The organism is Roseateles aquae (genome assembly GCF_032337115.1).
GTDB classification, from domain to species: Bacteria; Pseudomonadota; Gammaproteobacteria; order Burkholderiales; family Burkholderiaceae_C; genus Roseateles_C; species Roseateles_C aquae.
Genome location: NZ_JAVXZY010000014.1, coordinates 24,334 through 50,692, shown reverse-complemented (window position 1 = coordinate 50,692; position 26,359 = coordinate 24,334). Strand labels below are relative to the sequence as shown.

The window sequence follows — 26,359 nt, the reverse complement described above, 5'->3', positions numbered from 1 at the left end:
CACAGCGCTGGGCCGCTGCCCCGACTTCAGGCCACCCCGTCAGGCAAATCCTCGCCGGCCAGGAAGGCCAGCAGGTTGTCAGCGGCACGCTGCTCGATCGCCAGCCGCACCTCGCGCACGGCCGATCCGAGGTGCGGGCAGAACACGGTGTTGGGCTGGCGGCGCAGCGCCTCGGGCACGGCGTTCGGACGCTCGGGCAGCGACCAGTCCTCGAAGGCAAAGACATCGGCCGCGTAGCCGCCGGCCTGACCGTTCGCCAGCGCGGCGGCCATCGCCGCTTCGTCGACCACCGAGCCGCGGCCGATATTGATCCACAGGGTGCCAGGTCTTGCCTGGGTGATACGGCGCTGATCGATCAGGCCCAGCGTGGCCGGGTTCAGCGGCAGGGCGACGAAGACGTAATCGGCCTGGGCCAGCGCTTCGTCCAGGCTGCAGCGCTGCACGGCGGCCGGCCAGTCGGCGGCAACGGCGCTGTCAACACCGAGCAGCCGGCAGCCAAAGCCACCGAGGCGCTGGGCGATCGCCCGGCCGACCGCACCGACGCCGAGGATGGCGACACAGGCGCCGTCGAGGCCGCGGCCGTAAAGCGTGGGCCGCCAGCCCTGGAAGGCGCCGCTGCGCACCCGTTCGTCGCCGGCGCGCAGATGGCGGGCCAGCGCAATCGCCAGGCCGACGGCCAGCTCGGCGGTCGGCGCGGTGAGCAGGTCCGGCACGATAGAGACGCGCACGCCGGCGGCGCGGCAGGCGGCGAGGTCGTAGCTGTCGTAGCCCTTCAGGGCGCAGGCAATCATGCGCAGCCGCGGCGCGCCGGCCAGCGTGGCGGCGTCGATGCGGTCGGTCATGAAGCCCATCATCGCGTCGGCCTTTTGCAAGCGCTCGGCGAACTCGGCCGCCGACCAGGGTTCGGGGCCGGGGTTGATGTCCAGCGTGGCCCGCTCAGCCAGCCGTTCGGCGACGGCCGGGAACACCGGCTGACTGACCAACACATGCGCTCTTTTCATTCCCATCGCTCCTTTCAAACCCGAACAAACCACAGAGACACGGAGCCACGGAGAAAGCACAGAGAACCCGATGCCTCTGAATTTCTCTGTGTCTCCGTGTCTCTGTGGTCGGTTCAACAGTCCTGCAACACACCACAGAGTCACATAGACGCGGAGAAAGCACAGAGAACTCAAGGCCTTCGTATTCCTCTGTGTCTCCGTGTCTCTGTGGTCGGTTGACCAGTCCTGCAGCACACCACAGAGTCACAGCGCCACGGAGAAAGCACAGAGAACCCGATGCCTCTGAATTTCTCTGTGTCTCCGTGTCTCTGTGGTCGGTTCAACAGTCCTGTAACACACCACAGAGTCACATAGACGCGGAGAAAGCACAGAGAACCCAAGGCCTCCGCATTCCTCAGTGTCTCCGTGTGTCAGTGGTCGGTTGACCAGTCTTGCAGCACACCACAGAGTCACAGCGCCACGGAGAAAGCAAAGAGAACTCAAGGCCTTCGTATTCCTCTGTGTCTCCGTGTCTCTGTGGTCGGTTCTCCTTGCCCGCTCAGAGCACCCGCTGCTGCTGGCGCCACAGCTGGCGCACGACCGGCTGGCCGGCCACTTCGCGGACGCGCACCAGATCGGCACGCAAGCCAGGCAAGATCTGACCCCGATCGGCCAGGCCGCAGGCCCGCGCCGGGTTCAGGCTGACCACCGCCAGCGCCTCGGCCGGCGAGTAGCCGGCGTCGCGCATCAGCGTCCAGGCGGCCAGCAGCAGGCTGGCCGGCACATAGTCGCTGGACAGCACATCGAGCAGGCCCTCGCGGGCCAGATCCAGCGCCGCCACATTGCCCGAGTGCGAGCCGCCACGCACGACATTCGGCGCACCGGCCACCGTGGCCAGGCCCAGCTCGCGGGCGCGGCGGGCGGCGGCCAGCGTGGTCGGGAACTCGCTCATCGCGGCGCCCAGCGCCTGGGCGTGCTCGGCGTGGGCCGGCGTGGTGTCGTCATGGCTGGCCAGCACGATGCGGTGCTCGCGGGCAAAGGTGGCGAACCAGGCCTCGTTGGGCCGCGCGTGGCGCGCCTGACGTTCGGGCGCGATGCGCACCTCTTCGTCAAAGGTGGCGTGGCTCCAGCCCTTCTTGCCGGTGTAGTAGGTGCGGGCCTGCTCGATATCGGTCCACTGGCGCTGGCCCGGCGTGTGATCCATCAAGGAGATCAGCGCCAGCCGGGCATGGCCGGCAAAGGGCTGGAACAGCGCCTGCGCGTTCTCGGCCGGCAGCTCGCAGCGCACATGGATCAGGTGATCGGCGCGCAGCACGCCGGCGGCGTCCATGCGATCGAGCACGTTGAGCAGCTCGCTTTGGTCGCGGGCGCGGAAGCCGTCGCCATAGGGATCGCCGACGCCGATGGCATCGAACACGGTGCTGATGCCGGCGGCAGCCACCTCGGCATCGTGCGCCAACACGGCAGCGCTCATCGGAAAGCTGGTCTTGGGCCGCGGCTGCACATGCCGCTCCAGATTGTCGGTATGCATCTCGACCAGGCCGGGCAGCAGCCAGTCGCCTTGCAGATCGATCGCACCAGGCGCCGTGCTGGCGCCGGCCGAGACATCGACGATGCGGCCGCCGCGGCACAGCACGCTGGCGTTTTCCAGCACGCGGTCGGCCAGCACCACGCGGGCGTTGCTGAGCAGCAGCTCGTCGGCGTCAGCGCCGGCAAAGGTGGAATTCAGCGGACTCACGCTGGCTCCTTCAAGGGTTCCATTTCAATCTTGCGGTCGGCCACGGCATCGCGCACTTCCTCGTCGTGGAAGATGCCGACGATGGCGCTGCCGGCCGCCTTGGCTTCCTGGATCAGCTGCACGACGACGCGGCGGTTGGCGGCGTCCAGCGAGGCGGTCGGTTCGTCAAGCAGCAGCAGGCGCGCCGGGGTGATGAAGCCGCGGGCGATATTGACGCGCTGCTGCTCGCCGCCGGAGAAGGTGGCCGGCGGCAGCTGCCACAGCGAGCGCGGCAGGTTCAACCGCGCCAGCAGGGCGGCGGCGCGTTCGCGGGCTGCGGCCTCGCCGGGGTCGGGCTGGTCCAGATCGTTGAGGGCGGGTGTCGTGGCACGGGCGGCCAGCGCGCGCTCGGCCACCACGTCCAGCGCCGGCACCCGCGGCACCGCACGCAGGAACTGGCTGACATAGGCGATCTCGCTGCGGCGCAGCGCCAGCAGCTGCTGCGGCGTGGCCTGGGCCAGATCGATAGCGCCGGCGCTGGACGCGAACCAGGCCTCGCCGGCATCGAGCGCGTAATTGCCGTACAGGCATTTCATCAGCGTGCTCTTGCCGCGGCCCGAGGGGCCGACCAGGGCCACGCATTCGCCGGCATGCACGTCGAGCGAGAAGTCGCTGAGCACCGGCAGCGCCACACCGCCGCGCAGATGCAGCGTGAAATGCTTGCTCAGGCCGCGCAGGCGCAGCACCGGCTCGCCGGCCAGCGGCTGTTGGGGGTCAGGTCTTGCCATATTCATGGGGCCACCATGGAGGAGACGAGCAACTGGGTGTAGGGATGCTGGGGATCGTCCAGCACGCGGTCGGTCAGGCCATGCTCGACGATGCGGCCCTCGCGCATCACCAGGGTGCGCTGGGCCAGCAGCCGCGCCACACCGAGATCGTGGGTGACGATGATGGCCGAGAGCTGCAGCCGGCTGCTGAGCAGGCGGATCAGGTCCAGCAGCCGCGCCTGCACCGACACGTCCAGGCCCGAGGTCGGTTCATCCATCAGCACCAGGCGCGGATGGGTGACCAGATTGCGGGCGATCTGCAGGCGCTGGCGCATGCCGCCGGAGAAGGCGCGCGGCGCGTCGTCGGCGCGGCTGGCATCGAGCTCGACGCGGCGCATCCATTGCAGTGCCGTTTCGCGCAGCTGGCCGTAATGGCGCTGGCCCTGGCCCATCAGGCGCTCGACGATATTGGCGCCGGCGCTGACGTCCATGCGCAGGCCCTCGGCCGCGTGCTGCTCGACAAAGCCCCACTCGGTGCGCGCCAGCACGCGGCGTTCGCGCTCGCTCAAGGCGAGCACATCGCGCCAGCGCTGCTCGGCGTCCAGATAGAGCAGCTCGCCGGCGCTGGGCATCAGGCGGCCGGCCAGGCAGTTCAAGAGCGTGCTCTTGCCCGAGCCAGACTCGCCGACGATGGCCAGCACCTCACCGGGGTACAGCTCGAAGCTGGCCTCGCGCAGCGCATAGCGGCCATCGCTGGCGCCCTCGAAACGGTGCGACAGGCCGCTCACCTTGAGCAGCGGAACGGGCGGCGCGAAAAAGGACGGGATCGCGTTCATGCGCGGGCCTCCAGCTGTTCGCGGCACCAGTCGCTGTCGGAACAGGCGTAGACGCTCGGGCCCGCGGGCTGCGGCAGCTCATCCAGAAAGCTCGTGGTGCAGCCGCAGATCGCGCAGGCCTGCGGCTGGGCGGGCACCTGGAAGGGGTGGTCTTCGAAGTCCAGGCTCTGCACATCGGTGTAGGGCGGAATCGCGTAGATGCGCTTCTCGCGGCCGGCGCCGAACAGCTGCAGCGCGGCCATCTGGTGCATCTTGGGGTTATCGAAACTGGGGATGGGCGAGGGCGACATCACATAGTGGCCGTTGACGCGCACCGGGTGGTCGTAGCTGGCCTCGATGCGGCCCCAATGGGCGATGTCCTCATACAGGCGCACATTGACCAGGCCGTACTCCTGCGCCGCGTGCAGCTTCAGCGTCTCGGCGCGGCGCGGCTCCAGCTTGTACAGCGGCTCGGGCTGCGGCACCTGGTAGACCAGCACCTGCGCCTCGCTCAGCGCGCGCTCGGGGATGCGGTGGCGGGTCTGGATCAGCGTGGCCAGCGCGGTGTGCTCGGTCGTGGCCACACCGGTGCAGCGGCGGAAGAACTGACGGATGTTGACGGCATTGGTGGTGTCGTCGGCGCCCTGGTCGATCACCTTCAACACATCGTCGGCACCGATCAGCGCCGCCGTGACCTGGATGCCGCCGGTGCCCCAGCCATAGGCCAGCGGCATCTCGCGCGAGCCAAACGGCACCTGGTGGCCGGGCAGGGCCACCGCCTTCAGGATGGCGCGGCGGATCATGCGCTTGCTGCGCTCGTCCAGGTAGGCGAAGTTGTAGCCGGCCAGGCGTTCGCCGCTGGCCGGGGTGATGCCGCTGTGGGCGGGGTGTGAAACGGTCGTGCTCATGGCCTGCTTTCCTGCGGCGCGCCCGCGGCGCGGGCGGCCTGCTCTTCACGTAGCGTGCGGATCAGCTGCAGCTCGGATTCAAAGGTCACGTAATGCGGCAGCTTCAGATGCTGGACAAAGCCCGAGGCCTCGACGCTATCGCCCTGCGGCAGCACGAACTCCTGGTCCTGCGCCGGGCTGGTCTTCAACTCGCCGAACTCGTCGGCGCGCAGCACGCGGTCGACCAGGGCCATCGCCATCGCCTTGCGCTCACCATGGCCGAACACCAAGCCGTAGCCGCGGGTGAACTGCGGCGGCGCGCTGGCGCTGCCGACGAACTGATTGATCATCTGGCACTCGGTCAGCTCGATCTCGCCGACCTCGATCGCGAAGTCCAGCTCATCGGGCACCAGCTCGACGACGACATGGCCCAGCCGGATCTCGCCGCCAAAGGGATGGGTGTGGGCATAGCCACGCTGGGTGGAATAGCCCATGCCGAGCAGCCAGCCCTCGTCGGCGCGGGCCATCATCTGCAGGCGGCCGGCGCGGTTGAGCGGGTAGCGCGGCGGATCGCGGGTGATGTCCGGCGGCTCGGGATCGCCGGCCGGCGGCACCGCCGGCTCGATCAGGCCCTGGGCGGCCAGCGCGGCAAGCGCGTTGCCAGACTCAGCTTCGGGGGCGGCTTCGGCAGCTTGCGGCAGCGCGGGCAGTGGCGCCCCCGGCGTCAGCAGCGCAAAGTCCAGCAGGCGCTGGGTGTAGTCGACGCTGGGGCCGAGCAGCTGGCCGCCGGGCAGGTCCTTGAAGATGGCCGAGACGCGGCGCTGCAGGCGCATCGCATCGGTGTCCAGCGGCTCGCTGAATGCCAGGCGCGGCAGCGTGGTGCGGTAGGCGCGCAGCAGGAAGGCCGCCTCCACCGCATCGCCCTGGGCCTGCTTGAGCGCCAGCGCGGCCAGCTCGGGGTCGTAGAGCGAGCCTTCGGCCATCACCCGGCTGACGGCCAAGCGCTGCTGGCCGGCCAGCTGTTCGACGCTCAGCTCGGCCACCGCCTCGTCACCACGGCGGGCGGCCGCCAGCAGCGCGCGCGAGGCCTCGATGGCCTGCTCGCCGCCTTTGACTGCGATATACATGGCTCAGCCCTCCGTCACCATCAATTCGATGCGGCTGCTGCGCGGCAGGGCCAGCAGCTGCTCGCCGCAGACCAGCACCAACTCCAGCCCGCGCGGGAACTCGGCCTGCAAGGCGATGCGCTGCTGCCAGAAGGCGGCGTCCAGGCCCAGCACGCGAACACACTGCTCGCCGGCAATGCCGGGGCCACGCAGGCGCAAGACCTGACCCCCGGTGCCACCAGGCAGCGCGGCGCCAGCCCCGGCCTGCAGACCCTCGACCTCGATGATCAGCGTGCAGCCCTGCTGGGGCTCCTCATCGCTGCCCAGCGGCAGCTGGCTGAGCGTCAGCGCGCGCGCGCCGGCCGCATCGCAAAGCACAAAGTCGCCGCCAGCATCGATGCCGGCTTCGCGCACGCCGGTGTGAAAACGCAGCCAGCGCAGCAGCGCGGCGCGGCGTGTGGCATCGGCCCCATGGGCGCCGGCCAGCTGCAGCGTGCTGTCCTGGTCCAGCAGCGTCAGCAGCAGGGCGGCGCTGGCCGGTGCCAGCAGCGCGGCCTGCTCGCGCAAGCCCCGCTGCAGCTCGGCGGCCAGCACATCGGGCGGCAGGGTCTGCAGGCGGCCGGGGTAGGACAGCGCCGTCAGCAGCGCCCGGAAGCAGGCCTGGGCGCCGTGCACCGGCTCGCGCAGGCCCAGCATCACCGCGGTGGCCAGGTTGCCGGTCTCGGCCAGCGGCGGCATTTTCAGCAAGGCATTCATGTCGTGGTCTCCGGCGCCAGTGTGAAGAAGCGCACCCGGCTGCTGGCACTGCGCGCCTGCTCGGCGGCGCGCGCCGCGGCGATCTGTTCGCGCAGCGGCTCGATCAGCGCGGCCAGCAGATCGGCCTGGCTGCTGGGCTGCTGCAAGAGCGCATCGATCTCGGCCATGCAGCGCACCCGTTCGGCATCGCGGCCCAGGCGGTAGCCCAGGCCCAGCGTGGTGCAGCCTTCGCGCTGCAGGCGAACGACGCAGCGGGTCAGTGTGGCCTCGCCCACATTGAAGCGCTCGCCGGCACCGGCGACTCGGCCGCGCAGCATGGCCAGGCCGGTCTCAGGAGCGCGCATGAGCTCGAAGGGCTGGCCGGCGCGCCAGGGCGCCGCCGCGCGCAGCAGCGCCTCGCGCGGCGCCTGGGCCAGCACGGCCAGCCAGTCGCGGCGGGCCTGGCTGGCTGTGCTGGACGGGGACATTGAAGCAGTGGTCATGCTGATGTCATCTAGATGACTTTAGGATGGCGCCAGTATGTCCAGCAACGGTGACAGTTTCTTGACCGCACATCCCCACCCCTCCCCAAGCCCGACTGGCAGCGCCGCACCGCGCTGGCAGCTGATTGCCGACGAGCTCGGCGCCGACATCAGTGCCGGCCGCCTGGCGCCGGGCCAGCGCCTGCCCAACGAAGCGCAGCTGGCCGAACGCTTCGGCGTCAACCGCCACACGCTGCGCCAGGCCTTGCAGGCGCTCGCCCGCCAGGGCTTTGTGCAGGCCCGCCAGGGCAGCGGCACCTATGTGCGCGAGTTGGTGCTGGACTACGCGCTGCAGCGCCGCACCCGGCTGACGCAAAGCCTGGCCGCCGCCGGCGAGCAGGCCAAGCGCGAGCTGCTGGCCAGCCGCATCGAGCCCGCCGGCGCCTGGGCTGCCGAGCTGGGCCTGGCGCGCAGCGACAGCATCGAGCTGCTGATCACCCGCTCCTCGGTGCGCGGCCGACCGGTCGGGGTCAGCACCGCCGCCTATCCGTTGCCGAGGCTGGCCGGCATGGCCGAGGCCTTTGCCCGGCTGGGCAGCATCACCGCCGCGCTGCAGTCGCTGGGCGTGGCCGACTACACGCGCCAGCGCAGCGTCGTCAGCGCCAGGCTGCCCGAAGCGCATGAGGCCGATGCGCTGGCCCGCGCGCCGACGCAGCCGCTGCTGGAGGTGGTCTATCTCAATGTCGATGCGCAAGGCCGGCCGGTCGAGGCCGGGCGCACCGTGTTTGCTGCCGATGCGGTGCAGCTGAGCGTCAACGCGGCGGACTGGGGCCAGCCATGAGCAGCGGCTTCGAGCCCACCGCCCGCTACGCCGTCTACTGGGTGCCGGCCCGCGCCCACCCGCTCTGGGCCGCTGGCTGCGCCTGGCTGGGGCGGGACCCGGAGCTTGGCGAGGCAGGTACGGCGCCGGCTTGGGGCGCTGAACCGTGGCGTTATGGATTCCATGCCACGCTGAAGGCGCCGCTGCGCCTGCGCGAGGGCTGCAGCGAGGCGGCCTTCTGCGCTGCCGTGGCGAAGCTGGCGGCCCGGCAAGCCCGCTTCGCCATGCCCGCGCTGCGGGTCGACTGGCTGGACGGCTTTCTGGCGCTGCGACCTGAGCAGCCGCCGGCTGCCGCTCACCCGCTGCGCCAGCTGGCCGATGCCTGCGTGACCTCGCTGGACGAGTTTCGCGCGACTATGGGCGCACCGGAGTTGGCGCGCCGCGCCGCCGGGCTCGCTGAAGCACAGCTCGCCGCGCTGCAGCGCTGGGGCTATCCCCATGTGTTGCAGCACTGGCGTTTCCACATGACCCTCAGTGATCGATTACCGCCCGAGCCTGCTGCGCTGCAGCAGCGCGCCGAGGCGGCTTTTGCGGCCGCTCTGGCGCAGCCGCTGATGCTTGAGGAAGTGAGCGTCTTTGTCGAAGCCCGGCCCGGCACGCCGCTGCGTTTGTTGCAGCGTTTCAAACTGGGCGATTAGTGCCCAGCCGAGGCTAGGGAAGACACCAGCCTGTCAGGTCTTACAGACGCAAATTTGCAGGCGCGGCGGCACACTGACCGCAATGCAAGTCAGCCGTCTCGCCCCTCACCTTGTTGCGCTCCGTGCCGCCGCCGATCGCCAGCCGGGAGGGTGCCCATGAGCCGCGAGGAATTGCGCCAGAGCCATTACCTGGTGGTCAGCCCGGCGCTGTTTGGCGGCCGCTTCCGCGCCGTGTTCTCGACCCGGCGCGCCGAGCTGACGATGCTGGACGAAGCCCTTTACGGCAAGCTGGTGGCCGGCACCTTTGCCGCCATGAGCGTGCCGGAGCTGGCCCAGCTGATCGCTCGGCGCATCGCCGTCAGCCGCGATGAAGACGAACTCGCCCGCGTGCTCGACCTGGAGCGCAGCGAGGCCGCCGCCGCCGAGGCCCGACCGGCCCTGCTGCTCGACGCCGAGGGCCTGAGCCCCAAGGCCTTCTTCGCCTGGCGGGCCCGCTGTGGCGTGCGCGCCGTCGAGCTGCGGCTGCGCCTGCACGGCAGCGGCGCCGCGGCCGAACAGCGCCTCGCCCGTTCGCTGCAGATGCTGCACGCCATCATCGAGGATCCGCAGTTCGCCCAGCAGCGCCTGTCGCTGCAGCTGCGCTGCGAGCTCGACGCCCGCGGCCAACCCGATCTGCTGCAGCTGATCGAACACCTGGATGAACAAGGTCTGCTGGCCAAGCTGCGGCTGACGCTGGCGCCCTCGCGCTGCGGCACGGCGATGTCGGCCCCCGAGTTCGCCGCCTTCGAAGTAACGGTGCTGCGCCGCCTGGCCGAGCTGGGCCACAAGCCCGCCTTGCTGCCGGCGCTGGCCGCCCATCTGGTTGCCAGCGCCGAGGCCGACACCCCTTGTCGCAGCTGCCATCTGCTGCCGGTCTGCGGCGGCGCCACGGCCGAGCAGTGGGAAAACAGCCGCGGCACGCCCTGCCCCTCGATCCGCCACAACCTCGAGCAGCGCCTGCTGCTGCAAATCCGCGAAGACCGGCGCATCACCCGCTCGCTGCTGGTCAGCGAGGACGAGCTGCTGGAGCACACCCAGCCGGCCGCGCTGCACAGCCGCTAACGCCGGACGCTCGCCGTCCCCGCGCCGCCCCCTCACAGCCCACTCACAGCCCCAGGGAAGGTCTGCATAGGTCGGCCCCACCGCCGCCGCTATGCTGCGCAGCTCCCCGGCCACCCTGCCCCGACGATGCGCAAGACGCTGCTGCCCTCTCTGCCTTTGCTCGCCCTCATCGCGTTGCTCGCCCTGTTCGCACTGCAAGCGCCACGGGCCGCCGTCGCCGCCCCGGCGCTGCAGACCTTGGCCGAGGCCAGCGGCTTCAAGAAGACCGGCCGCTACGAAGAAGTGATCGCGCTGTGCCGCGATTTCGCCCGCGCCTACCCCAAGGCCGTGCGCTGCGAGCGCTTTGGCACGACGCCGGAAGGCCGGCCCATGCTGGCGCTGGTGGCCTCGCACAGCGGCGCACTCAGCCCGGAAGCCGCACGCCGCCGCGGCCTGCCCGTGGTGCTGATGCAGGGCGGCATCCATGCCGGCGAGATCGATGGCAAGGACGCCGGCTTTCTGGCCCTGCGCGAGCTGCTCGATGGCCATACCGCGCCCGGCGCGCTGAAGCAGCAGGTCTTCGTCTTCGTGCCGGTCTTCAATATCGACGGCCATGGACGCTTTGGTGCCTGGCAGCGCCCCAACCAGCGCGGCCCCGAGGAAATGGGCTGGCGCACGACGGCGCAGAACTACAACCTGAACCGCGACTATATGAAGGCCGATGCGCCCGAGATGCGCGCCATGCTGGGCCTGGTGCAGCGCTGGGACCCGCTGCTGACGGTTGACCTGCACGTCACCGACGGCGCGCAGTTCGAGCACGACATTTCCATCCAGGTCGAGCCGCTGCACACCGGCGACGCCACACTGCAGTCCAGCGGCCGGCAGCTGCGCGACGGCGTGATCGCACAGCTGGCCACACAGGGCTCGCTGCCGCAGCCCTTCTACATGAGCTTCGCCCATGAGGACGACCCGGCCTCCGGCTTCGAAGACAGCGTGCCGCCGCCGCGCTTCTCGCATGGCTACTTTGCGCTGCGCAACCGCTTCGGCATGCTGGTCGAAACGCACTCGTGGAAGGACTACCCGACCCGCGTGCGCATCACCCGCAACACCATCGTCGATGTGCTGCAGCACACCGCCGCCCAGGGCAAGACCTGGCAGCGCCAGGCCCTGCAAGCCGATGCGGCCGCCACGCAGCTGGCCGGCCAGCCGCTGCCGCTGAGCTGGAAGGCCAGCGAACGCAGCCGCGAGATCGAGTTCCGCGGCTATGCCTACACGCGAACGCCCTCGGAGGTGTCCGGCGCGCTGATGACGCGCTACGACGAAAGCCGGCCGCAACTCTGGCGCGTGCCGCTGCGCGACGAGCTGCTGCCGGCCCTCAGCATCCAGGCGCCCAAGGCCGGCTATCTGGTACCCGCCGCCGAGGCCGATCGCCTGGCGCCGCTGCTGCGCCTGCACGGCATCGCCTTTCGCCGCCTCAAGCAGGCCTTGCCCGCAGCGCCACGCGAGGTTTTCCTGCCCAGCCAGGTGCGCGCCGCGCCGGCCAGCTTTGAGGGCCGGCAGCGGCTAGAAGTGAGCGGCCAGTGGCAGCTGGACGAGCGGGGCACCGGCGAGCTGGCCGCCGGCGCCCTCTTCGTGCCCATCGCCCAGCCGCGCGCGCGGCTGCTGGTGGCCCTGCTGGAGCCGCAAGCGCCTGACTCCCTGCTGGCCTGGGGCCAGTTCAACACGGCCTTCGAGCGCAAGGAATACATGGAAGGCTATGTGGCCGAGCAGGTCGCCCGCGAACAACTCGCCGCCGACCCCGCCCTGGCCGCTGCGTTCCAGCAGCGCCTGGCCGACGATCCCGCCTTCGCCGCCAACCCCAGGGAACGCCTCGACTTCTTCTACCGCCGCCACCCGGCTTGGGACGTTCGCTTTCAGCGTTATCCGGTGCTGAGGGTGGACAGCGAGCCCGGCAGCTCCGGCCATGCCAAGGGGCGCTGATGGCGAGGCGCTGATCGCCTGGAATCGGCGCAAGGCGAGTGTGGCGTCCGGTCTCGTTGAGCGTCATTGCCGGTTCCCGCTGCTCGCTTTGCTTGTTTGTATGGGCTTTCACTGTGTTGGCGGGGAAGGCTTCTTTAGGCTGAGTCCAGGCGTTCACGCAGGGCTGATCGCTGACAGCTTTCGACCCTGAAGAGAGACATACGCTGTCCTGATCCCGCAATCCCAGCCCACCGATTCGTTGGCTTCCATCAGGCAAATTCAGGCGGCGTATGGGTTCCTGTTGTGCCGGCTCAACAGTTGCAGCGTACGCCTCCCTGGCGCGAGGGGGAGCAGCATCACCGCCGGCCTAACTCCCATACAGTTGGACTCTCTCGATCAAGCCGAAGACCACAAGTCAATCCCATCTTCGGCAGGACCCGCTGACAAGGAGGAAGCTGGTGACGATCCTGCAGGAGATCCATGCGTGGTCCAAGGACCTCGCGCCCTGGCAGCAAGATGCCATTGCTAGGCTCTATGGCGATCGCACGCTCAGCGCCGGCGATCTGGACGACCTCTACGCCCTGGCCAAGACTGAGGCGGGCATACAGGATGCCGAAGGGCGCAGGCCAAGACGGCTTGAAGACGCACAGGTCGCGCCGAAGGCCGATCCTGTTCGCCACGTGGTGCTCGGGGCCATCAAGGAACTGGCGAACGTCAACGCGCTGGCCAGCGAGGCGCGCCTGCCGATTGCCCGAACGGGCATGACCGTCATCTACGGTGAAAACGGCGCCGGGAAGTCCGGCTATTCGCGCGTGTTCAAACACGCCTGCCGGGCTCGCGATCGCCGTGAGCCCATCCTCCCCGACGCCAACCTTGAGCCTGGCAAGTGCGGGCCGGCGCGGGCCGTATTCGAGGCCGATGTCGACGGGGTGGCCATCGATCTGCCCTGGCAAGACGGGGCCGAGCCGCCGGCGCCGCTGTCGGACATCTCGATATTCGATTCGCACTGCGCCCGCGCCTACATCGACAACCAGGGAGACTTTGCCTATGCCCCCTATGGGCTGGACATCCTGGAAGGCCTGGTGGGGGCCTGCAACAAGCTGAAGGCCCGCGCACTCGCCGAGAAGGGCGCCACCGCGCCGAGCGACGCCGCCTACGCGGTGCTCGCGCGCGAGCAGACCGAGGTCGCCAAGAAGCTGCTCGGCATTCCAGCGAGGACCAAGGCCGAGGACATCGAAGCGCTGGCGACGCTCAGCGAAGCTGAGGTGGCGCGGCTCGAGCTGCTCACCAAGACCTTGGCCGAGGCCGACCCGAAGCAGAAGGCCCTGGCGCTGCGGCAGAAGGCCAGTCGTCTGGGTGATCTGAAGGCGCGTGCCACCGCTGCGGCAGACGCTGTGAGCGACGAGCGGGTCATTTCATTGCAGGGGCTCGTCCAGAAATCGAACCTCGCCAAGGCAGCGGCAGAACTGGCGGCCAAGGAGTTCAGGGCGACACCCGGCCAGTTGCCGGGCACCGGCGGCGAAGAGTGGAAGGCCCTCTTCGATGCGGCGCGCATGTTTTCGGCGGCCAGCCACGCGGAACACGCGTTCCCGGGCCTGCCCGCGGACGCCGCCTGCCCCCTGTGCCAGAACGTCCTCGGCGAGGAGGGCGCCGCGCGACTGCTGCGCTTCGACGCCTTCATCCAGGCCGCGGCCGAGAAGGCGGCGAAGGAGGCGCACTACGCGGCGGCGGCACCGTTCCTGGCGATCAAGCAAGCGAACCTCGACCTGATGTTCCGCGACGCCCTGGTCGAGGAGCTGACCGAGATTGCGCCGGCGGTTGCCGAGGCCTGCGCGGTCCTGCAGGAAGTCCTGAAGGCGCGCCAACAGGCGGTGGTCCAGTCGGCTGCCGGCAAACAAGGCTGGGACGCGCTGCCGAAGTTCTCGGTCGATCCGCAGCCTGGCCTCATGGGCGTCGTCGACGGCTTGCTGAGCCAGGCCAACGCGCTCGACGCCACCGCCGATGAAAAGCTGAGGGCGGCCATGGTCGCGGAGCGGGCCGAGCTCGATGCCCGGCGCCGGCTCGGCGAGGTCAAGGTCGCCGTGCTGGAGGCGATGACCAAACACGAATACTGCCGCAAGCTTCAGGCGTGCATTGACGGTATGGAGACGCGGGGCATCTCGCGGAAGTCCACCGAGCTTTCGCGTACGACGGCCAGCCAGGAGCTTGCAGACGCCCTCAACGAGGAGCTCAAGCTGCTCAAGGTCCATCACCTGCGGGTCGTGATGAAGCCCGAGTCACCGGGCGGCAGGACACAGTTCAAGCTCACGCTGCAGTTGCCGGGCGGCGGTGCCCCCGCTGCCATTCTCAGCGAGGGTGAACAGCGGGCGATCGCCATCGCGTCCTTCATGGCGGAGATCCGGCTGGGCAAGGGGCGCGGCGGCATCGTGCTCGACGACCCTGTCTCTTCGCTAGACCATCGTCGGCGCTGGGAGGTCGCGGAGCGGCTGGCTGAGGAGTCGTTGACGCGGCAGGTGATCGTCTTCACCCATGACATCTACTTTCTGCTCATCTTGGAACAGAAGGCGCAAGAGGTGGGCGCGGACCTGACTAAGAACTACATCCGCCGTACCGCGCGGGGCTATGGCGTGCATTCGGAAGATCTGCCGTTCGATGTGCTGGGTACCAAGGATCGCCTGGGCCGGCTGAGGCAGATGCTCGTCATCGTGCGCAAGGCCGCGAAGGAGGGCGACGAAGAAGCTCAGCGCCAGCTGACGGCCAAGTGCTATGGCCACCTCCGGCTTGCTTGGGAGCGGTGCATCGAGGAAGTACTACTCAACGGGGCGGTGCAACGCTTCGGCGAGGGCGTCGCGACGCTGCGGCTGAAGGGCGTCACGGTCACCGACAACGACTACAGCGAGATCTACGCGGGCATGACCAAGTGCTCGAAGTTCGAGCACGACGCTGCGGCGGCTGTCGGCCGGCTGCCCGTGCCCGTGCCCGTCGAACTCAGCGACGACATCGAGCGCCTGGCCAAGTGGCGCGACCTGCTCGACAAGCGGGTGAAGGATGTCGCCAAGGCGCGGGGCTGATCCCATTCTTATGACCAACCTGGGCGCCGGCTGGCGCCCATTAGCCTGCTAAGCCGACGTGAAACTACTTGCGTATACGAAACCCGACTTCAAAGGCGAACTCATCACGGTGTATGAGGCGCTGCGCCGCAAAGACAGGGATCCCGATGTCTGGGAAAACTGGATTTACTACGACATCGTCCGCTCTAAGCCCATGTTCCCGGTTAAGCGCGTGCGCGACAAGAAGGACAGCAGCAGTTTTACCTATAAGGGCAAGGCTGGCGGTGGACATGGGCGCGGCTCAAAAGGAATTGCCCACGAATTGGCGCAACAGTTCCTATGCAAACAGACGGAAGTCAGGTTCAAGATGTTTGGGAATTCGTTCATCGCGTCAGTGGCGCAGGCCGACGACGAAGTCCATATCCAGGATCCAAACGACTCGAGTCGACAAATCTTCACGGACGTGATGCTCACTCTTGCGCCAAATTGCACTTCCCGGCCAACGTTTGGCGATCGTCTCGCCATCGAAATCACCGACACCCACGTGAATACCCGGCGCAAACTGCGGTTGTTCCGCGATCTGAAGATTGGCGCCCTGGAGGTCGTGATTCCCGCGAGCTGGCACGTTCGGAATCAAACGAGCATCACCGAGGCGGAGTTAGATCAGCTCAAGCGACGGATAGCCGGCTTTTGGAAAGCAGAGATCGCCGCGAAGCTCATTTTCGCGCAAATCTTCATTCAGCCGCCCGAAGTGGCACTCATTGAAGAGCGATGATCGGCACGTGATCGGGTGATCGGGGTCACACGGTGATCGCGGTGATCGGGGTCAAGTCTTAAATGTTAAGTTGGCACTTTGGATGCGCTAGTGGGCGTCCGTCTAGGAGTGCTGGGAATTAACATTTAAGACTTGACCCCGAATTTCACTGGCCATGGGCGTTCCGCTTTGCGTTTCGCTCTTTTCACTGGTGCTGGCTTGGCTCATTCCAGGATGCAATCCGAATCCGTACGGGCTGGGTCAATGTGCAGGTTCTGCAAACTTAGCCATTGCGCTCGTATTCGGTGAACTCGGAGGCGTTTACGTTGCTATCTTGTTCGGCGCTTTCATAGCCGCCCCCCTAGTGGTCGCCTCTATCGTCTTGCAGCATTGGAAGAGGCTTCACGCCATGGAGATCCAGATTCCAGCTACCGAGTTTGAACTTGTCGTTGCTATGGGAGATCTCGTCCTTTGGTCCGACGCGAGCGACGGCCCCATGGGTCATCACCCGCAGTTCCAGGCAGTGCTTGATGCGCTGGGCGCAAGAATCGAGCTCACACCCTTGGTCAAGGCGTACTTCGAAGACACTGCGCGCGCAGGTCGCGGTGATGTCCATGTTTTTGAGCTTGGCAACGATTCGAGTGCCGTGCTGGCGATCGATGCGTACAGCGAACCCGAGGATCAGCTGGACTTGATTTCGCTCTACATTAGGTGCAAGCGTGCGGAAAGCGGGGCGATATCGGAATTGGTGTGGAAGTTTTTTAACAGCTGCTCGGTTCAGGCTCACGCTTCCCAGCAGTCCATCTGCAAGAGACTTGGTGACGCGATCGACCCAGCCAAATTCCCGCGGAGCGTTGGTAGTCGCGGTTTCATGCAATCTCAGATTCGCCACCGTGTGGCCTAAGCACTGGCTCGATCGAACGCGCTCCGTGATGGCACCAGGGCCGCGAGGCGCTGGCGCCAATCAGCCGTAACGCGGCACAGGCACGACGCCTACGCTAGCGCTCAGCACCGACGTTGACTGACCGTTTCTGAACGGCGATCTCTTGACGCGAAAGACGGCAATCGCTGCCTAGCAGTCCTCGGCGCACAGCCACAAGCAGCCGTGCCATCAACGCAAGCAGACACAGCGCCCATGCAGTCTCGAGCGCGAGGTAAGCACCCGAACTCAAACCGTCATCAGACCCACAAGACCGTGTCCAAAGCTGCACTCATCCCGCTCGCCAGCAGCCTGCCCGAGGCCTGGCGCTCAAGCGTCGTCGCGCGGCTGGGCGACAGGCAGCTCAAGGTGCTGCGCATGGATGCCGCGAGCTATCCTGCCGAAAGCCACGCGTATGAGGAAGCGCTGCTGGTGCTGGATGGGCTGATGCGCTTGTCCATAGCCGGCCGCGTGCACGAGGTGCGCAGCGGTGAGGTCTATGTCGTGCCCGCCGGCCAAGCGCATGCGGTGGCCGAAGGCAGCTTCGGCACGCTGGTGATCATCGATCAGGGCTGACGGAGGGGAACCGTCCGCTCAAGCTCGCACGCTCACCCGCCATCCCGAACCCGCAGCACTCGATTCGAAGCGCACTGGCAGAAACTTCTCAATCACCTCGAAGTTGGTACGCGCATGCGGCGTCAGCTCGCTGCAGCTGTAGCGGGCTTCACCGCCACGTTGCCAGACAGCCAGTGCCAGAGGCAGTGCCCATTGATCGGCCAGATGCGGCCCCAGGGCCGCCTCACTGAGCTGGTAGGCGCGCAGCTGCTGAACCACATCTTTTGCCACTTGCTCTGCGCTGACGCCTTTCTCACCGAAGCTGGTAAAGACTTCGCTCAGCTGCTCATAGGCGAGGGTGGCGACCAGCGCGTTGCCAGGCCCCTCGTTCTGGCGAGACGGGCCCTCGCGCAGCTGCTCGTCACTCCAGCCCATGGCCAGCCCCAGCTGCTCCAGCTCGCGCCGTGCCACCGAGCGCGGCAATGCAGGTGCAAAGCACTCCGCAAACGCCTCCAGCTTCTCGCCTCGCTCGAGCAGATCGAAGGGCTTGAGTTCCTTCGCCGCCGGCCAGATCGTCGCCTCAATCTCACCGCCACCAGCAGGGTAGAAGCCCAGCCGGCGCAGCTTCAGTTCCGCCCGGGCGCCCAAGCGGCGCATCAGCGGCGCGTAGCTTCGCTCCAGAAAGTGAAACGGCGGCGCCATCGGGTTGTGCGTGCCGCCGCCGAGCTTCAGGCGGCTTGGCGCATCGGCCATCAGCAAGGCCGGCCAGACGGTTTGCAGCACCAGAGTGCAACTGCCCGCCGTGCCGACGTTGAAGACGTAGTCGCCCGCGCGCACCGCGCCTGGCCTGAACTCCAACAGCTGTGAGTTCAGCTCTGCCCCGCGAAGCTCGGCGCCGCTGACTTCGGCGGCTGCGTTCACGCAGGTCAGATGCTGGCGCATCAGCCCGGGCTTTGCACGGCCGGCACGGATCTTCGTCAACGCGAATGCCTGGCCCGTGCACATGGAAAGGGCCAGCGAGGTACGCAGGATTTGCCCGCCGCCCTCGCCGGCGGAGCCATCGATCTCGATCATCTTCTTGTTCTCTTCTTGTCTTAAGTGCCAAATTGCAGCACGGCCTCGTGCAGATAGTGATCCAGAGGCCGGGTGTCGGCTCGCAGGCCTTGCTCGGGCGCGTGCGCCGTGGCCTCGGCCAGTTCTGCCTCGATGAAGTCGTGGATGCGCACCCAGCGTGGGCTGGTGGCTGACTCGCCGGCACGCATCTTGACCGCCAGCAGTGCGTTCACCTCGTCCAGCAGCGCGGGATCGCGCAGGGTTTGGCTCGCCAGCTCGGCAAAGCGCATCGGCGGCACACCACGGCCCTCGCGTATCCAGCGTGCCGCCAGCAGCGGCCGCAGCACGTAGAGGTATTTCTTGTAGCGCACGACCTCGCCATAGAGGTGCTCTCGCAAGTTCTTCTTGGCCATCGACACATAGTGGTGATAGCCGCGCAGCGGCGAGAAGCCGTCCTCGGCCAGCGTGCGCAGGCGTGCGGCCCAATCGTCGTTCTGCTGATAGACGATGGGCGAGCGCAGCCACTCCAGCAGCGTGGGGTTGGACTCCTTCAAGAGCTGCAGGGCCTTGCGCAGATCCCAGCCATTGATGTCCAAGTCGCCGTTGATCGGCTGCTCGATCACATCGCGACCAGGCTCCACAGTGAGGTACCAGGGCAGCCTGTTCACGTAGACGAAGCGCACGTCATAGTCGCTGTCGGGTGACGCGAAACCCCAGCCGCGGCTGCCCGATTCGCAGGCAAACAGCACCTTCACCTGATGCTGCTGTTCCAGCGCCGCCAGGTTCTTCAGCACGGTGGCGCGCATCTCAGCCGACACCGGATGGGCGCTCAATACGGGTTCTTCTTTCATGTTCTCCCCCCTCACTTTTTCTGATGGGCGGGAGAGCGCATCAAGCCCTCGCCCGCTCACCCCTTCACGCACACCACCTGCTTGAGCGTGTGCACCACTTCCACCAGATCGCTCTGCGCGGCCATCACCGCGTCGATGTCCTTGTAGGCCATCGGGATCTCGTCGATGACATCGGCGTCCTTGCGGCACTCGACGCCTGCCGTGGCCTTGACCTGGTCCTCCACCGTGAACAGCTTCTTGGCCTTGGTACGGCTCATCACGCGGCCGGCGCCGTGGCTGCAGCTCTCGAAGCTCTCCGGGTTGCCCAGGCCGCGCACGATGTAGCTGCGTGCCCCCATGCTGCCGGGGATGATGCCCATCTCGCCGCGCTTGGCACTGACGGCGCCCTTGCGCGTCACAAACACATCCTCGCCGAAGTGGCGCTCGCGCTGCACGTAGTTGTGGTGACAGTTCACCGCCTCAACATGGGCCTCGAAGGGCTTGGGAATCACCTTGCGGACGGTGGCGATCAGGTTGGCCATCATCACCTCGCGATTCTTCATCGCGAACTTCTGCGCCCAGGACACGCCGCGCACATAGTCGCCAAAGTACTGGGCGCCTTCTTCGAAGTAGGCCAGGTCCTTGTCCGGCAGATTGCGCTGGTGGCGCTCGGCGTCCTTCTTGGCCAGCTCGATGAAGTGCGTGCCGATGGCGTTACCCACACCGCGCGAGCCCGAGTGCAGCATGAACCAGACGAAGCCGGCTTCATCGAGGCAGACCTCGATGAAGTGATTGCCCGTGCCCAGCGTGCCCAGATGCTTGCGGTTGTTGGTGTTCTTCAGGCGCGGGTGCAGCTCGCACAGCGCCTCGAACTCGTCCACCAGCGTCGCCCAGATTTGGTCCACCGTCTCGGGCGGGTTCTCCCAGCTGCCGGGGTCGCGGCCGCGATGCTTGGGCGCCGAGCCATGCGGCACTGCCTTCTCGATGGCCGAGCGCAGCGGGCCGAGGTTGTCAGGCAGGTCTTCGGCGCGCAGCGTGGTCTTCGCGGCCATCATGCCGCAGCCGATGTCCACGCCAACAGCCGCCGGGATGATGGCCTTGATCGTCGGGATCACCGAGCCGATCGTGGCTCCGAGGCCGAAGTGCACGTCTGGCATGGCCGCGACATGCTTGAAGACCACCGGCAGCCGCGCGGTATTGCTCAGCTGCTGCATGGCCTCGTCCTCGACAGGGACGCCCTGCGTCCACATCTTGATCGGCACGCCGCCTTCGGGTTGTTCAATCTTGTAGTTCATGATGTTTTGTCTATTTGAAGTTTTGGTGGACGCGACGGGATTCGAACCCGCATCAATGCAGCAACCACGGTTTCTAGGCCAGTGGCATCGTCGGCGATTGGAAACGCGCGCCAGTGACGACCCGTCATCGGAGCCGGCACCTGCATCCTCAACCGTACTCGCCGACCAACTTGCCTGCTGCACCTGGTGTTACCCAGGCTGCCGGCATGTCAATCATTTTTGGCAGTGGCGCTCCCTTCTGTGCCAGCGCGCCCGAAATCAACAGTGATGCCCCGCTGCGACAAGGGACGGTGAAACGTCGTGCTCTTCCACTGAGCTACGGTCCCCCTGATTTGGGACCGGCGGGACTCGAACCCGCGACCACGAGCGTTGTAGGCTGTAGTTCCACCTGCATTCGCAGCGAGACATCTCAAAAGAAGCGCGACAAGTGAAGCAAGACGTAGCCACACTGGTTTCCCAGTTGAGGACTTGAACCCCCGGCGTTCCGATGTAGTCCTGCCAGCATTCGCGCAAAACCGAAGCCCTCGCGTGGCGACTAACAGGCGGTGAGACACGTTTGGGATGTAGTCCCACCTGCATTCGCCACGCGACGACGCGTGTTGTTGTGAAAGTTGGTGCCCCGGGCGACAAGAGTTGCAAGAGCGGCCTACGGGTTCTCCGTTGCGGGCTTGCCGGCCCGCGCGGCCGGGTATGTGCTGTACTCCTGCAGGCATTCGCCCGGGACACCTTCCAAAACTTGTTGTCGTGGCCTTACTGCGCGGCCAGCGACACCTTGTCGATTTCGCCGACCCAATGCTCGGCGTCCATGGTGCCGGCGGCGAAGCTCGCCACCATCGTGAACACCGCGTCCGAGAAGCCGCCGACATTCAAGATGTCGTGCCGCTCCGCGGCCTGTGTGGTCGACATCGGCTGGATGTCGATGCACACCAGGCGCGCCATCGGGTTGCGCTGCTTCAGCACTTCCCACTCGCGCAAGGTCTGCGTCGCACCGCGCCGGTTGGCGTCGACCCAGGACTCGTTGTCCGAGACCAGGATCACCACATCGACCGCCGCACGCTCGCGGTTCAGCATGGCCAGCGGCGCGCTGCAGTTGGTCCCGCCGCCCCCGATCTTGGCCAGCGCTTGCGCGTTGGTCATCACCGAGTCGCGAGCGTTCAGCTGCAGCTTCACCACATCCTGCTCGAACGGCAGCACACGGGCCTGCGGGTTCTTGCGCAGCACCGCCGCAGCCACCAGGGCAGCCACGTCGATGCAGCGCACGCTGGACGTCGCCGAACCGCGGTGACCTGTGACCGACGAGCTCATCGAGCCCGACACGTCAGGGCACACCACGACCCGACCTGCCAGCGCCGGCACGTTGGCCAGCGACAGCTCCATCGCGTCCTGCAAGGCCTCACGAACCTGAGCCGGCACCGCGTCGCCAGCCGCCTTGAAGGCGGACAGCAGCTGGTACGGCATCACCCGGGCCTTGGCCACCGCCTGTGGGTCGCGCAACTTGGCAGCCAGCACATCAGCCATGCCGTCGATCTCGAACACGCCGTGGCGAGCAAAGGTGTTCAGGTTCTGACGCACCATCTGCCATGAGCCGCTGCGAGCGATCTGCGCCCACTGAACCAAAGTCAGGTTCAGCGCCGTCAACATCTGGAACGGCACCTCCGGCACCTCGCTCGCTAGACCTTGAGCACTCTCACGCTTGAAGCATTCGAACGCTTGGGTGATCGGCGGCAAAGCCGCTTCATCGAAAGGCCGGCCGATCAACCACGCGAACCAGGCGGCACGCCAGGCCTCAGCAGGCTTGGGGTGAACCATCTTGACCACATCGGCGAGCGAGGGCGTGTTGCCCACCGCGGCGTTCAGCAGTTGCTTCTCGGTCGCGGTCAGCAGCCATTGCTGCACCAGCTTCTTGGGGCGCGAACCCAGCGACTTGCGCCCCACCGTCCCGCTACGCAAGATCAGCACGAAGTTGCGCAGCATCTTGCCGTTGTCGACGACGCGAGAGAACACGGTACTCAGCAGCGCGACATCACGCACGGCCAAGCTGGCGGCGAGCAGGGCCGGCATGTCCTTCATGTAGCCGGACTGGCGAGCGTAGATCGCTGTCTTGGCGACGAAGGCCGGCTCCAGCTTCTGCGTCAGCGCCAGCACCTGCTCGAGCTGCTGTTCGGCGTCTGCATAAAAGGTGCGGCTCAGGCAGCCGGTGGCTGCTAGCTGCGCCAGCTGATGCTTGGCGCTGAAAGCGTAGGCCGGCGCCTCGGCCGCATTGCGTGCCGCCGCTGTGGGCAGCAAGGCGCCCTTGAGCGTCTTGAACAGTTGCGTGTTGACCATTTTCTTATCCCTCGTGCATTCAGTCTCTATCTGCATGGTCTATTGCAACAGCCGTGCCAGCGCTGCTGGCCTTACCCTGGCATTGATCGCAAACCCTTGATTCAAAAGGAGATATTTATGATCTCGACGCTCATCTCCACGCCGGACCACCATCCGAGCCCTGTTTTCATTCATATCCATTTTGCTAGCCAGCTATCATTTGAGATATGAGTAAAAAGACCGTCGTGATTGGCTTCATGGGCACGCAGCTGGACGCTGGGCAGGGTGCCGGGCGTTGGGAGAAGTGGCGACCCACGGTGTCGTTGATGCAGCACGAGGACACGCTAGTTGACCGGCTGGAACTGCTCTATGCGCCCAAATACCTGGCGCTGGCGCAGGTGCTGGTGCGGGACATTGCCAGCGTCTCGCCCGGCACCGAGGTGAATCTGGTGCCCGTCGACGTTGAGAACCCCTGGGACTTCGGCGAGATGTATGCGGCGCTCTACGACTGGGCACGCGGCTATCGCTTCGACCCCGCTCACGAACAGTACTGGGCGCACATCACCACCGGCACGCACGTGGCGCAGATCTGCATGTTCCTGATGGTGGAGTCGCGCTTCATTCCGGGCCAGCTGCTGCAAACCGCGCCGCCGCGAAAGCAGCGCCAGGGCGATCCCGGCAGCTACACGCTGATCGACCTCGACCTGTCGCGCTACGACATCCTGGCCCAGCGCTTCGACCAGGCGCACAAGGAGGCGCTGGACTTTTTGAAAAGCGGCATCGCCACCCGCAACAAGCGCTTCAACGCCCTGATCGAGGAAATCGAACATGTGGCCGTACGCTCGTCGGCACCCATCCTGCTGACCGGGCCGACGGGCGCCGGCAAGTCGCATCTGGCGCGCCGCATGTACGAGCTGAAGAAGGCGCGCCATCAGGTTGACGGCGACTTTGTCGAGGTGAACTGCGCCACCCTGCGCGGCGACGGAGCTGCGTCCACGCTGTTCGGCCACAAAAAGGGCGCCTTCACCGGCGCGGCCGCCGATCGGGCCGGCCTGCTGCGCACGGCCCACCAAGGCGTGCTCTTCCTCGATGAGATCGGTGAACTGGGGCTCGACGAGCAGGCCATGCTGCTCAAGGCGGTGGAAGAAAAGCGCTTCCTGCCCATGGGCAGCGACCGCGAGGTCAACAGCGACTTCCAGCTGATCGCCGGTACCAACCGCGATCTGCGCATCGACGTGGCCGAGGGCCGATTCCGCGACGACCTGTTCGCGCGTATCAACCTCTGGGCCTACACCCTGCCCGGGCTGGCCGAGCGGCCAGAGGACATTGAGCCCAATGTCGAGCATCTGCTGAGTCGCGCGGCCGCCGAGGGGGGCCGCGCCGTTCGCTTCAGCACCGAGGCCAAGGTACGCTATCTGCAGTTCGCCAAGTCGGCAGCAGCGCCCTGGCGCGGCAACTTCCGCGACCTCTCGGCCAGCGTCACACGGATGGCGACACTGGCGGAGGGTGGACGCATCTCGACGGCGCTGGTCGATGCTGAAATCGAGCGACTGCGCTGGCTTTGGCAGGAGGGTGGCACAGCGACAAAACGCCTGTCTTCCAAGGCGCTGCCGGCGCAGATCGACGCCGACAGCCTGGACCTGTTTGACCGCCTGCAGCTCGAAGCCGTGATCCAGGTCTGCCGCGAATCGCGCAGTCTGGCCGAAGCGGGCCGCAAGCTGTTCAACCACTCGCGCAGCCAGCGCAGCGTCGTCAACGACTCCGACCGCCTGCGCAAGTACCTGCTCAAGTTCGGGCTGCAGTGGGATGCGCTGCAGCCCGTCCGTGAGCAGGTCTAGCCTTGAGTCAGCAGCTCAGCTGCCAAGCCCCCCTGCCGCTGCAACAGCACCAGATCGTCGTAGCCGCCGATATGGCGATCGCCGATGAAGATCTGCGGGACCGTGCGGCGGCCGCTGCGGCTCATCATTTCGGCGCGCAAGGCGTCGTCGCGTTCGATATTGACCTTGTTCAGACGCTGGGCCAGGCCTTCGCGCTCCAGCAGGGCCTCGGCACGCTCGCAGAACGGGCAGGTCGAGGTGTGAAACATGGTGATGGTGTCGTTCGAGCTCATGGCGCTCATCCTTTTTGTTGGGACTTGTAGCGGGCGCGGGCTTCCTCGTGGCTGAGGCCGCCTTGCGGCTTGCACTCGCCCTTGGGCACCAGCTTCCATTCGCCCGGGTCGCCGTCGGTCTTGGCCAGGCCGGCGCAGGAGTGCGAGCCGGAGAGGTTGGCGCAGTCGTTCTGGCCGGCCTTGGCCACGCCGTAGCACTTTTCCTTGTTGGCGTCGGCGGCCTGCACGGTTTGAACAGTACCCAGGGCCAGCACGCAGGCCAGGGCGGCGGAAACGGTCTTGCTGTGTTTCATGGTGTCAATCTCCATTCGCGGTTCAAAGGCCCAGCGCCGTGAGGCCGGGGTGGTCGTCGGGACGGCGGCCTTGCGGCCAGTGGAACAGGCGCTCGCTGGCCTTGATGGGCAGGTCGTTGATGCTGGCGTGGCGCACGTCCATCAGGCCCTGGGCGTCGAATTCCCAGTTCTCATTGCCATAGGAGCGGAACCAGTTGCCGGCGTCGTCGTGCCATTCATAGGCAAAGCGCACGGCGATGCGATGGCTGTCGAAGGCCCAGATTTCCTTGATCAGGCGGTAGTCCAGCTCGCGCGCCCATTTGCGCTTGAGCAGCTCGACGATGGCGGCCCGGCCACGCGGGAACTCGGCGCGATTGCGCCAGCGGCTGTCGGGCGTGTAGGCCAGGGACACGCGCTCGGGGTCGCGGCTGTTCCAGGCGTCTTCGGCCAGGCGGACTTTCTGCACCGCCGTTTCGTAGCTGAACGGGGGCAGGGGCGGGCGGCTGGCGGTCGGGGGCGTGGTCATGGCTCGGGCTTTCAATCGTTGAGGATCAGGGCAGCAGGTAGAAGGGCCGCGCGCCTGAGCGCTGGCGCAGCAGCGCGCGCGGCCGAGGCTCTCAGAGGTCCTTGGGCGCCTTGTCCTTGATCTGCGGCCAGTTGCCATTGGCCTTGACCAGGTTGCCCGGCACGTCTTCCAGCCACTTCTTCTGCACGTCCTTGTTGACGTTCAGGTAGAGCTTGCCGTCAACGATCTTCCAGGCGGTCGGGTCGCCATCGAGCTTCTTGTCCAGGGCCACGCCCATCGCGCAGAAGCCGCCGAAGGCCGGTGCGTACTTGGCCGGGTTGGCCTTGAAGGCATCGCGGTGAGCGGCCGTGGCGAACAGGTAGGTGGCGCCTTCGTGGCTGGCCTTGAACTCGGCCTTGCCGGCCAGCGGAGCGCCGTCGGTGAAGTAGGCGACGACGTCATGGCCGTGCACGGCGATGCCCTTGGCATCGGTGTTCAGTGCGCTGACGGAGTTCTCGTCATAGGCCAGGGCCTGTTGCGGCATCAGGGTGACCAGGCTGGCGGCGGAGATCAGGGCGGCCAGCAGGCTGCGGCGATAGAGGGTGGTGTGGCTCATGGTGTGTTCCTTGTGGAGCTTCAGTACAGGGTGGGAAAGTTCAGTGCGAG

The 26,359-nt window shown here is 66.8% G+C and carries 25 protein-coding genes; 9 read left to right on the top strand and 16 right to left on the bottom strand.

Going from position 1 to position 26,359, the window contains the following annotated elements; all coding sequences use genetic code 11:
* Nucleotides 1-26: 26 nt before the first annotated feature.
* From RQP53_RS23505 to phnG, 8 genes are all read right to left on the bottom strand, one after another.
* Nucleotides 27-1,001: an NAD(P)-dependent oxidoreductase gene (locus tag RQP53_RS23505; RefSeq protein WP_315653167.1), complete on the bottom strand. Its 975-nt coding sequence runs from the start codon at nucleotides 999-1,001 to the stop codon at nucleotides 27-29.
* A gap of 538 nt (nucleotides 1,002-1,539) precedes the next feature.
* The gene (locus RQP53_RS23500; protein ID WP_315653166.1) at nucleotides 1,540-2,718 is read right to left on the bottom strand and encodes an alpha-D-ribose 1-methylphosphonate 5-triphosphate diphosphatase; all 1,179 of its coding nucleotides are present in this window, start codon (nucleotides 2,716-2,718) and stop codon (nucleotides 1,540-1,542) included.
* Nucleotides 2,715-3,491, bottom strand: coding sequence for a phosphonate C-P lyase system protein PhnL (gene phnL / locus RQP53_RS23495; protein ID WP_315653165.1), 777 nt, complete (start codon nucleotides 3,489-3,491; stop codon nucleotides 2,715-2,717). Before phnL ends, RQP53_RS23500 begins: the two co-directional genes overlap by 4 nt.
* Nucleotides 3,488-4,300, bottom strand: coding sequence for a phosphonate C-P lyase system protein PhnK (gene phnK / locus RQP53_RS23490; protein ID WP_315653164.1), 813 nt, complete (start codon nucleotides 4,298-4,300; stop codon nucleotides 3,488-3,490). The genes phnL and phnK overlap by 4 nt, the downstream gene beginning before the upstream one ends.
* Nucleotides 4,297-5,187: an alpha-D-ribose 1-methylphosphonate 5-phosphate C-P-lyase PhnJ gene (locus RQP53_RS23485; RefSeq protein WP_434064143.1), complete on the bottom strand. Its 891-nt coding sequence runs from the start codon at nucleotides 5,185-5,187 to the stop codon at nucleotides 4,297-4,299. Before RQP53_RS23485 ends, phnK begins: the two co-directional genes overlap by 4 nt.
* Complete coding sequence (locus RQP53_RS23480; protein WP_315653163.1) at nucleotides 5,184-6,293, bottom strand: carbon-phosphorus lyase complex subunit; 1,110 nt, start codon at nucleotides 6,291-6,293, stop codon at nucleotides 5,184-5,186. The genes RQP53_RS23485 and RQP53_RS23480 overlap by 4 nt, the downstream gene beginning before the upstream one ends.
* 3 nt (nucleotides 6,294-6,296) lie before the next feature.
* Nucleotides 6,297-7,028, bottom strand: coding sequence for a phosphonate C-P lyase system protein PhnH (gene phnH / locus RQP53_RS23475; protein WP_315653162.1), 732 nt, complete (start codon nucleotides 7,026-7,028; stop codon nucleotides 6,297-6,299).
* Complete coding sequence (phnG, locus tag RQP53_RS23470; RefSeq protein WP_315653161.1) at nucleotides 7,025-7,510, bottom strand: phosphonate C-P lyase system protein PhnG; 486 nt, start codon at nucleotides 7,508-7,510, stop codon at nucleotides 7,025-7,027. The genes phnH and phnG overlap by 4 nt, the downstream gene beginning before the upstream one ends.
* Before the next feature lie 61 nt (nucleotides 7,511-7,571).
* Here phnG and phnF point away from each other — a divergent pair, with 61 nt between their 5' ends.
* The 8 genes from phnF to RQP53_RS23430 all read left to right on the top strand — a co-directional run bounded on the left by phnF (nucleotide 7,572) and on the right by RQP53_RS23430 (nucleotide 17,345).
* On the top strand, nucleotides 7,572-8,330 hold the full coding sequence (gene phnF / locus RQP53_RS23465) for a phosphonate metabolism transcriptional regulator PhnF (RefSeq protein ID WP_315653160.1): 759 nt from the start codon (nucleotides 7,572-7,574) through the stop codon (nucleotides 8,328-8,330).
* Nucleotides 8,327-9,007 (top strand): DUF1045 domain-containing protein, encoded by a 681-nt coding sequence (locus RQP53_RS23460; protein WP_315653159.1) that lies wholly within the window; start codon nucleotides 8,327-8,329, stop codon nucleotides 9,005-9,007. The genes phnF and RQP53_RS23460 overlap by 4 nt, the downstream gene beginning before the upstream one ends.
* Nucleotides 9,008-9,163: 156 nt before the next feature.
* Complete coding sequence (locus RQP53_RS23455) at nucleotides 9,164-10,108, top strand: hypothetical protein (protein WP_315653158.1); 945 nt, start codon at nucleotides 9,164-9,166, stop codon at nucleotides 10,106-10,108.
* Nucleotides 10,109-10,234: 126 nt separating this feature from the next.
* A complete protein-coding gene (locus RQP53_RS23450) occupies nucleotides 10,235-12,067 on the top strand; it encodes a M14 family metallopeptidase (protein ID WP_315653157.1) in 1,833 nt (610 codons plus the stop codon).
* Between the two features lie 437 nt (nucleotides 12,068-12,504).
* Entirely contained in the window at nucleotides 12,505-15,117 is a 2,613-nt protein-coding gene (locus RQP53_RS23445) for an AAA family ATPase (RefSeq protein ID WP_315653156.1), read from the top strand.
* A gap of 58 nt (nucleotides 15,118-15,175) precedes the next feature.
* A complete protein-coding gene (locus RQP53_RS23440) occupies nucleotides 15,176-15,871 on the top strand; it encodes a hypothetical protein (RefSeq protein WP_315653155.1) in 696 nt (231 codons plus the stop codon).
* Nucleotides 15,872-16,259: 388 nt separating this feature from the next.
* Nucleotides 16,260-16,754, top strand: coding sequence for a hypothetical protein (locus RQP53_RS23435; RefSeq protein ID WP_315653154.1), 495 nt, complete (start codon nucleotides 16,260-16,262; stop codon nucleotides 16,752-16,754).
* Nucleotides 16,755-17,045: 291 nt separating this feature from the next.
* A complete protein-coding gene (locus RQP53_RS23430) occupies nucleotides 17,046-17,345 on the top strand; it encodes a cupin domain-containing protein (protein WP_315653153.1) in 300 nt (99 codons plus the stop codon).
* Between the two features lie 18 nt (nucleotides 17,346-17,363).
* Here RQP53_RS23430 and rtcA read toward each other — a convergent pair whose 3' ends face one another.
* The 4 genes from rtcA to RQP53_RS23410 all read right to left on the bottom strand — a co-directional run bounded on the left by rtcA (nucleotide 17,364) and on the right by RQP53_RS23410 (nucleotide 22,827).
* Nucleotides 17,364-18,398, bottom strand: coding sequence for an RNA 3'-terminal phosphate cyclase (gene rtcA / locus RQP53_RS23425; RefSeq protein ID WP_315653152.1), 1,035 nt, complete (start codon nucleotides 18,396-18,398; stop codon nucleotides 17,364-17,366).
* 20 nt (nucleotides 18,399-18,418) lie between these two features.
* The gene (locus tag RQP53_RS23420; protein WP_315653151.1) at nucleotides 18,419-19,228 is read right to left on the bottom strand and encodes a nucleotidyltransferase domain-containing protein; all 810 of its coding nucleotides are present in this window, start codon (nucleotides 19,226-19,228) and stop codon (nucleotides 18,419-18,421) included.
* 56 nt (nucleotides 19,229-19,284) lie between these two features.
* Nucleotides 19,285-20,502 carry an RtcB family protein gene (locus RQP53_RS23415; RefSeq protein WP_315653150.1) on the bottom strand — a complete coding sequence of 406 codons (1,218 nt, stop codon included), beginning with the start codon at nucleotides 20,500-20,502 and terminating at the stop codon, nucleotides 19,285-19,287.
* A gap of 750 nt (nucleotides 20,503-21,252) precedes the next feature.
* Nucleotides 21,253-22,827, bottom strand: coding sequence for a vWA domain-containing protein (locus tag RQP53_RS23410; RefSeq protein ID WP_315653149.1), 1,575 nt, complete (start codon nucleotides 22,825-22,827; stop codon nucleotides 21,253-21,255).
* Nucleotides 22,828-23,033: 206 nt separating this feature from the next.
* On the opposite strand from RQP53_RS23410, the gene rtcR reads away from it, so the two are divergent.
* Entirely contained in the window at nucleotides 23,034-24,644 is a 1,611-nt protein-coding gene (rtcR, locus tag RQP53_RS23405) for an RNA repair transcriptional activator RtcR (RefSeq protein ID WP_315653148.1), read from the top strand.
* On the opposite strand, the gene grxC is transcribed toward rtcR, so the two are convergent.
* From grxC to RQP53_RS23385, 4 genes are all read right to left on the bottom strand, one after another.
* Nucleotides 24,641-24,916, bottom strand: a complete 276-nt coding sequence (grxC, locus tag RQP53_RS23400; RefSeq protein WP_315653147.1) for a glutaredoxin 3 — start codon at nucleotides 24,914-24,916, stop codon at nucleotides 24,641-24,643. The genes rtcR and grxC overlap by 4 nt on opposite strands.
* 5 nt (nucleotides 24,917-24,921) lie before the next feature.
* Nucleotides 24,922-25,209 (bottom strand): BufA1 family periplasmic bufferin-type metallophore, encoded by a 288-nt coding sequence (locus tag RQP53_RS23395; protein WP_315653146.1) that lies wholly within the window; start codon nucleotides 25,207-25,209, stop codon nucleotides 24,922-24,924.
* 22 nt (nucleotides 25,210-25,231) lie between these two features.
* Nucleotides 25,232-25,714, bottom strand: coding sequence for a nuclear transport factor 2 family protein (locus RQP53_RS23390; protein WP_315653145.1), 483 nt, complete (start codon nucleotides 25,712-25,714; stop codon nucleotides 25,232-25,234).
* A 91-nt stretch (nucleotides 25,715-25,805) separates the two neighbouring features.
* Nucleotides 25,806-26,309, bottom strand: a complete 504-nt coding sequence (locus RQP53_RS23385; protein ID WP_315653144.1) for a YHS domain-containing (seleno)protein — start codon at nucleotides 26,307-26,309, stop codon at nucleotides 25,806-25,808.
* Nucleotides 26,310-26,359 lie beyond the last annotated feature (50 nt).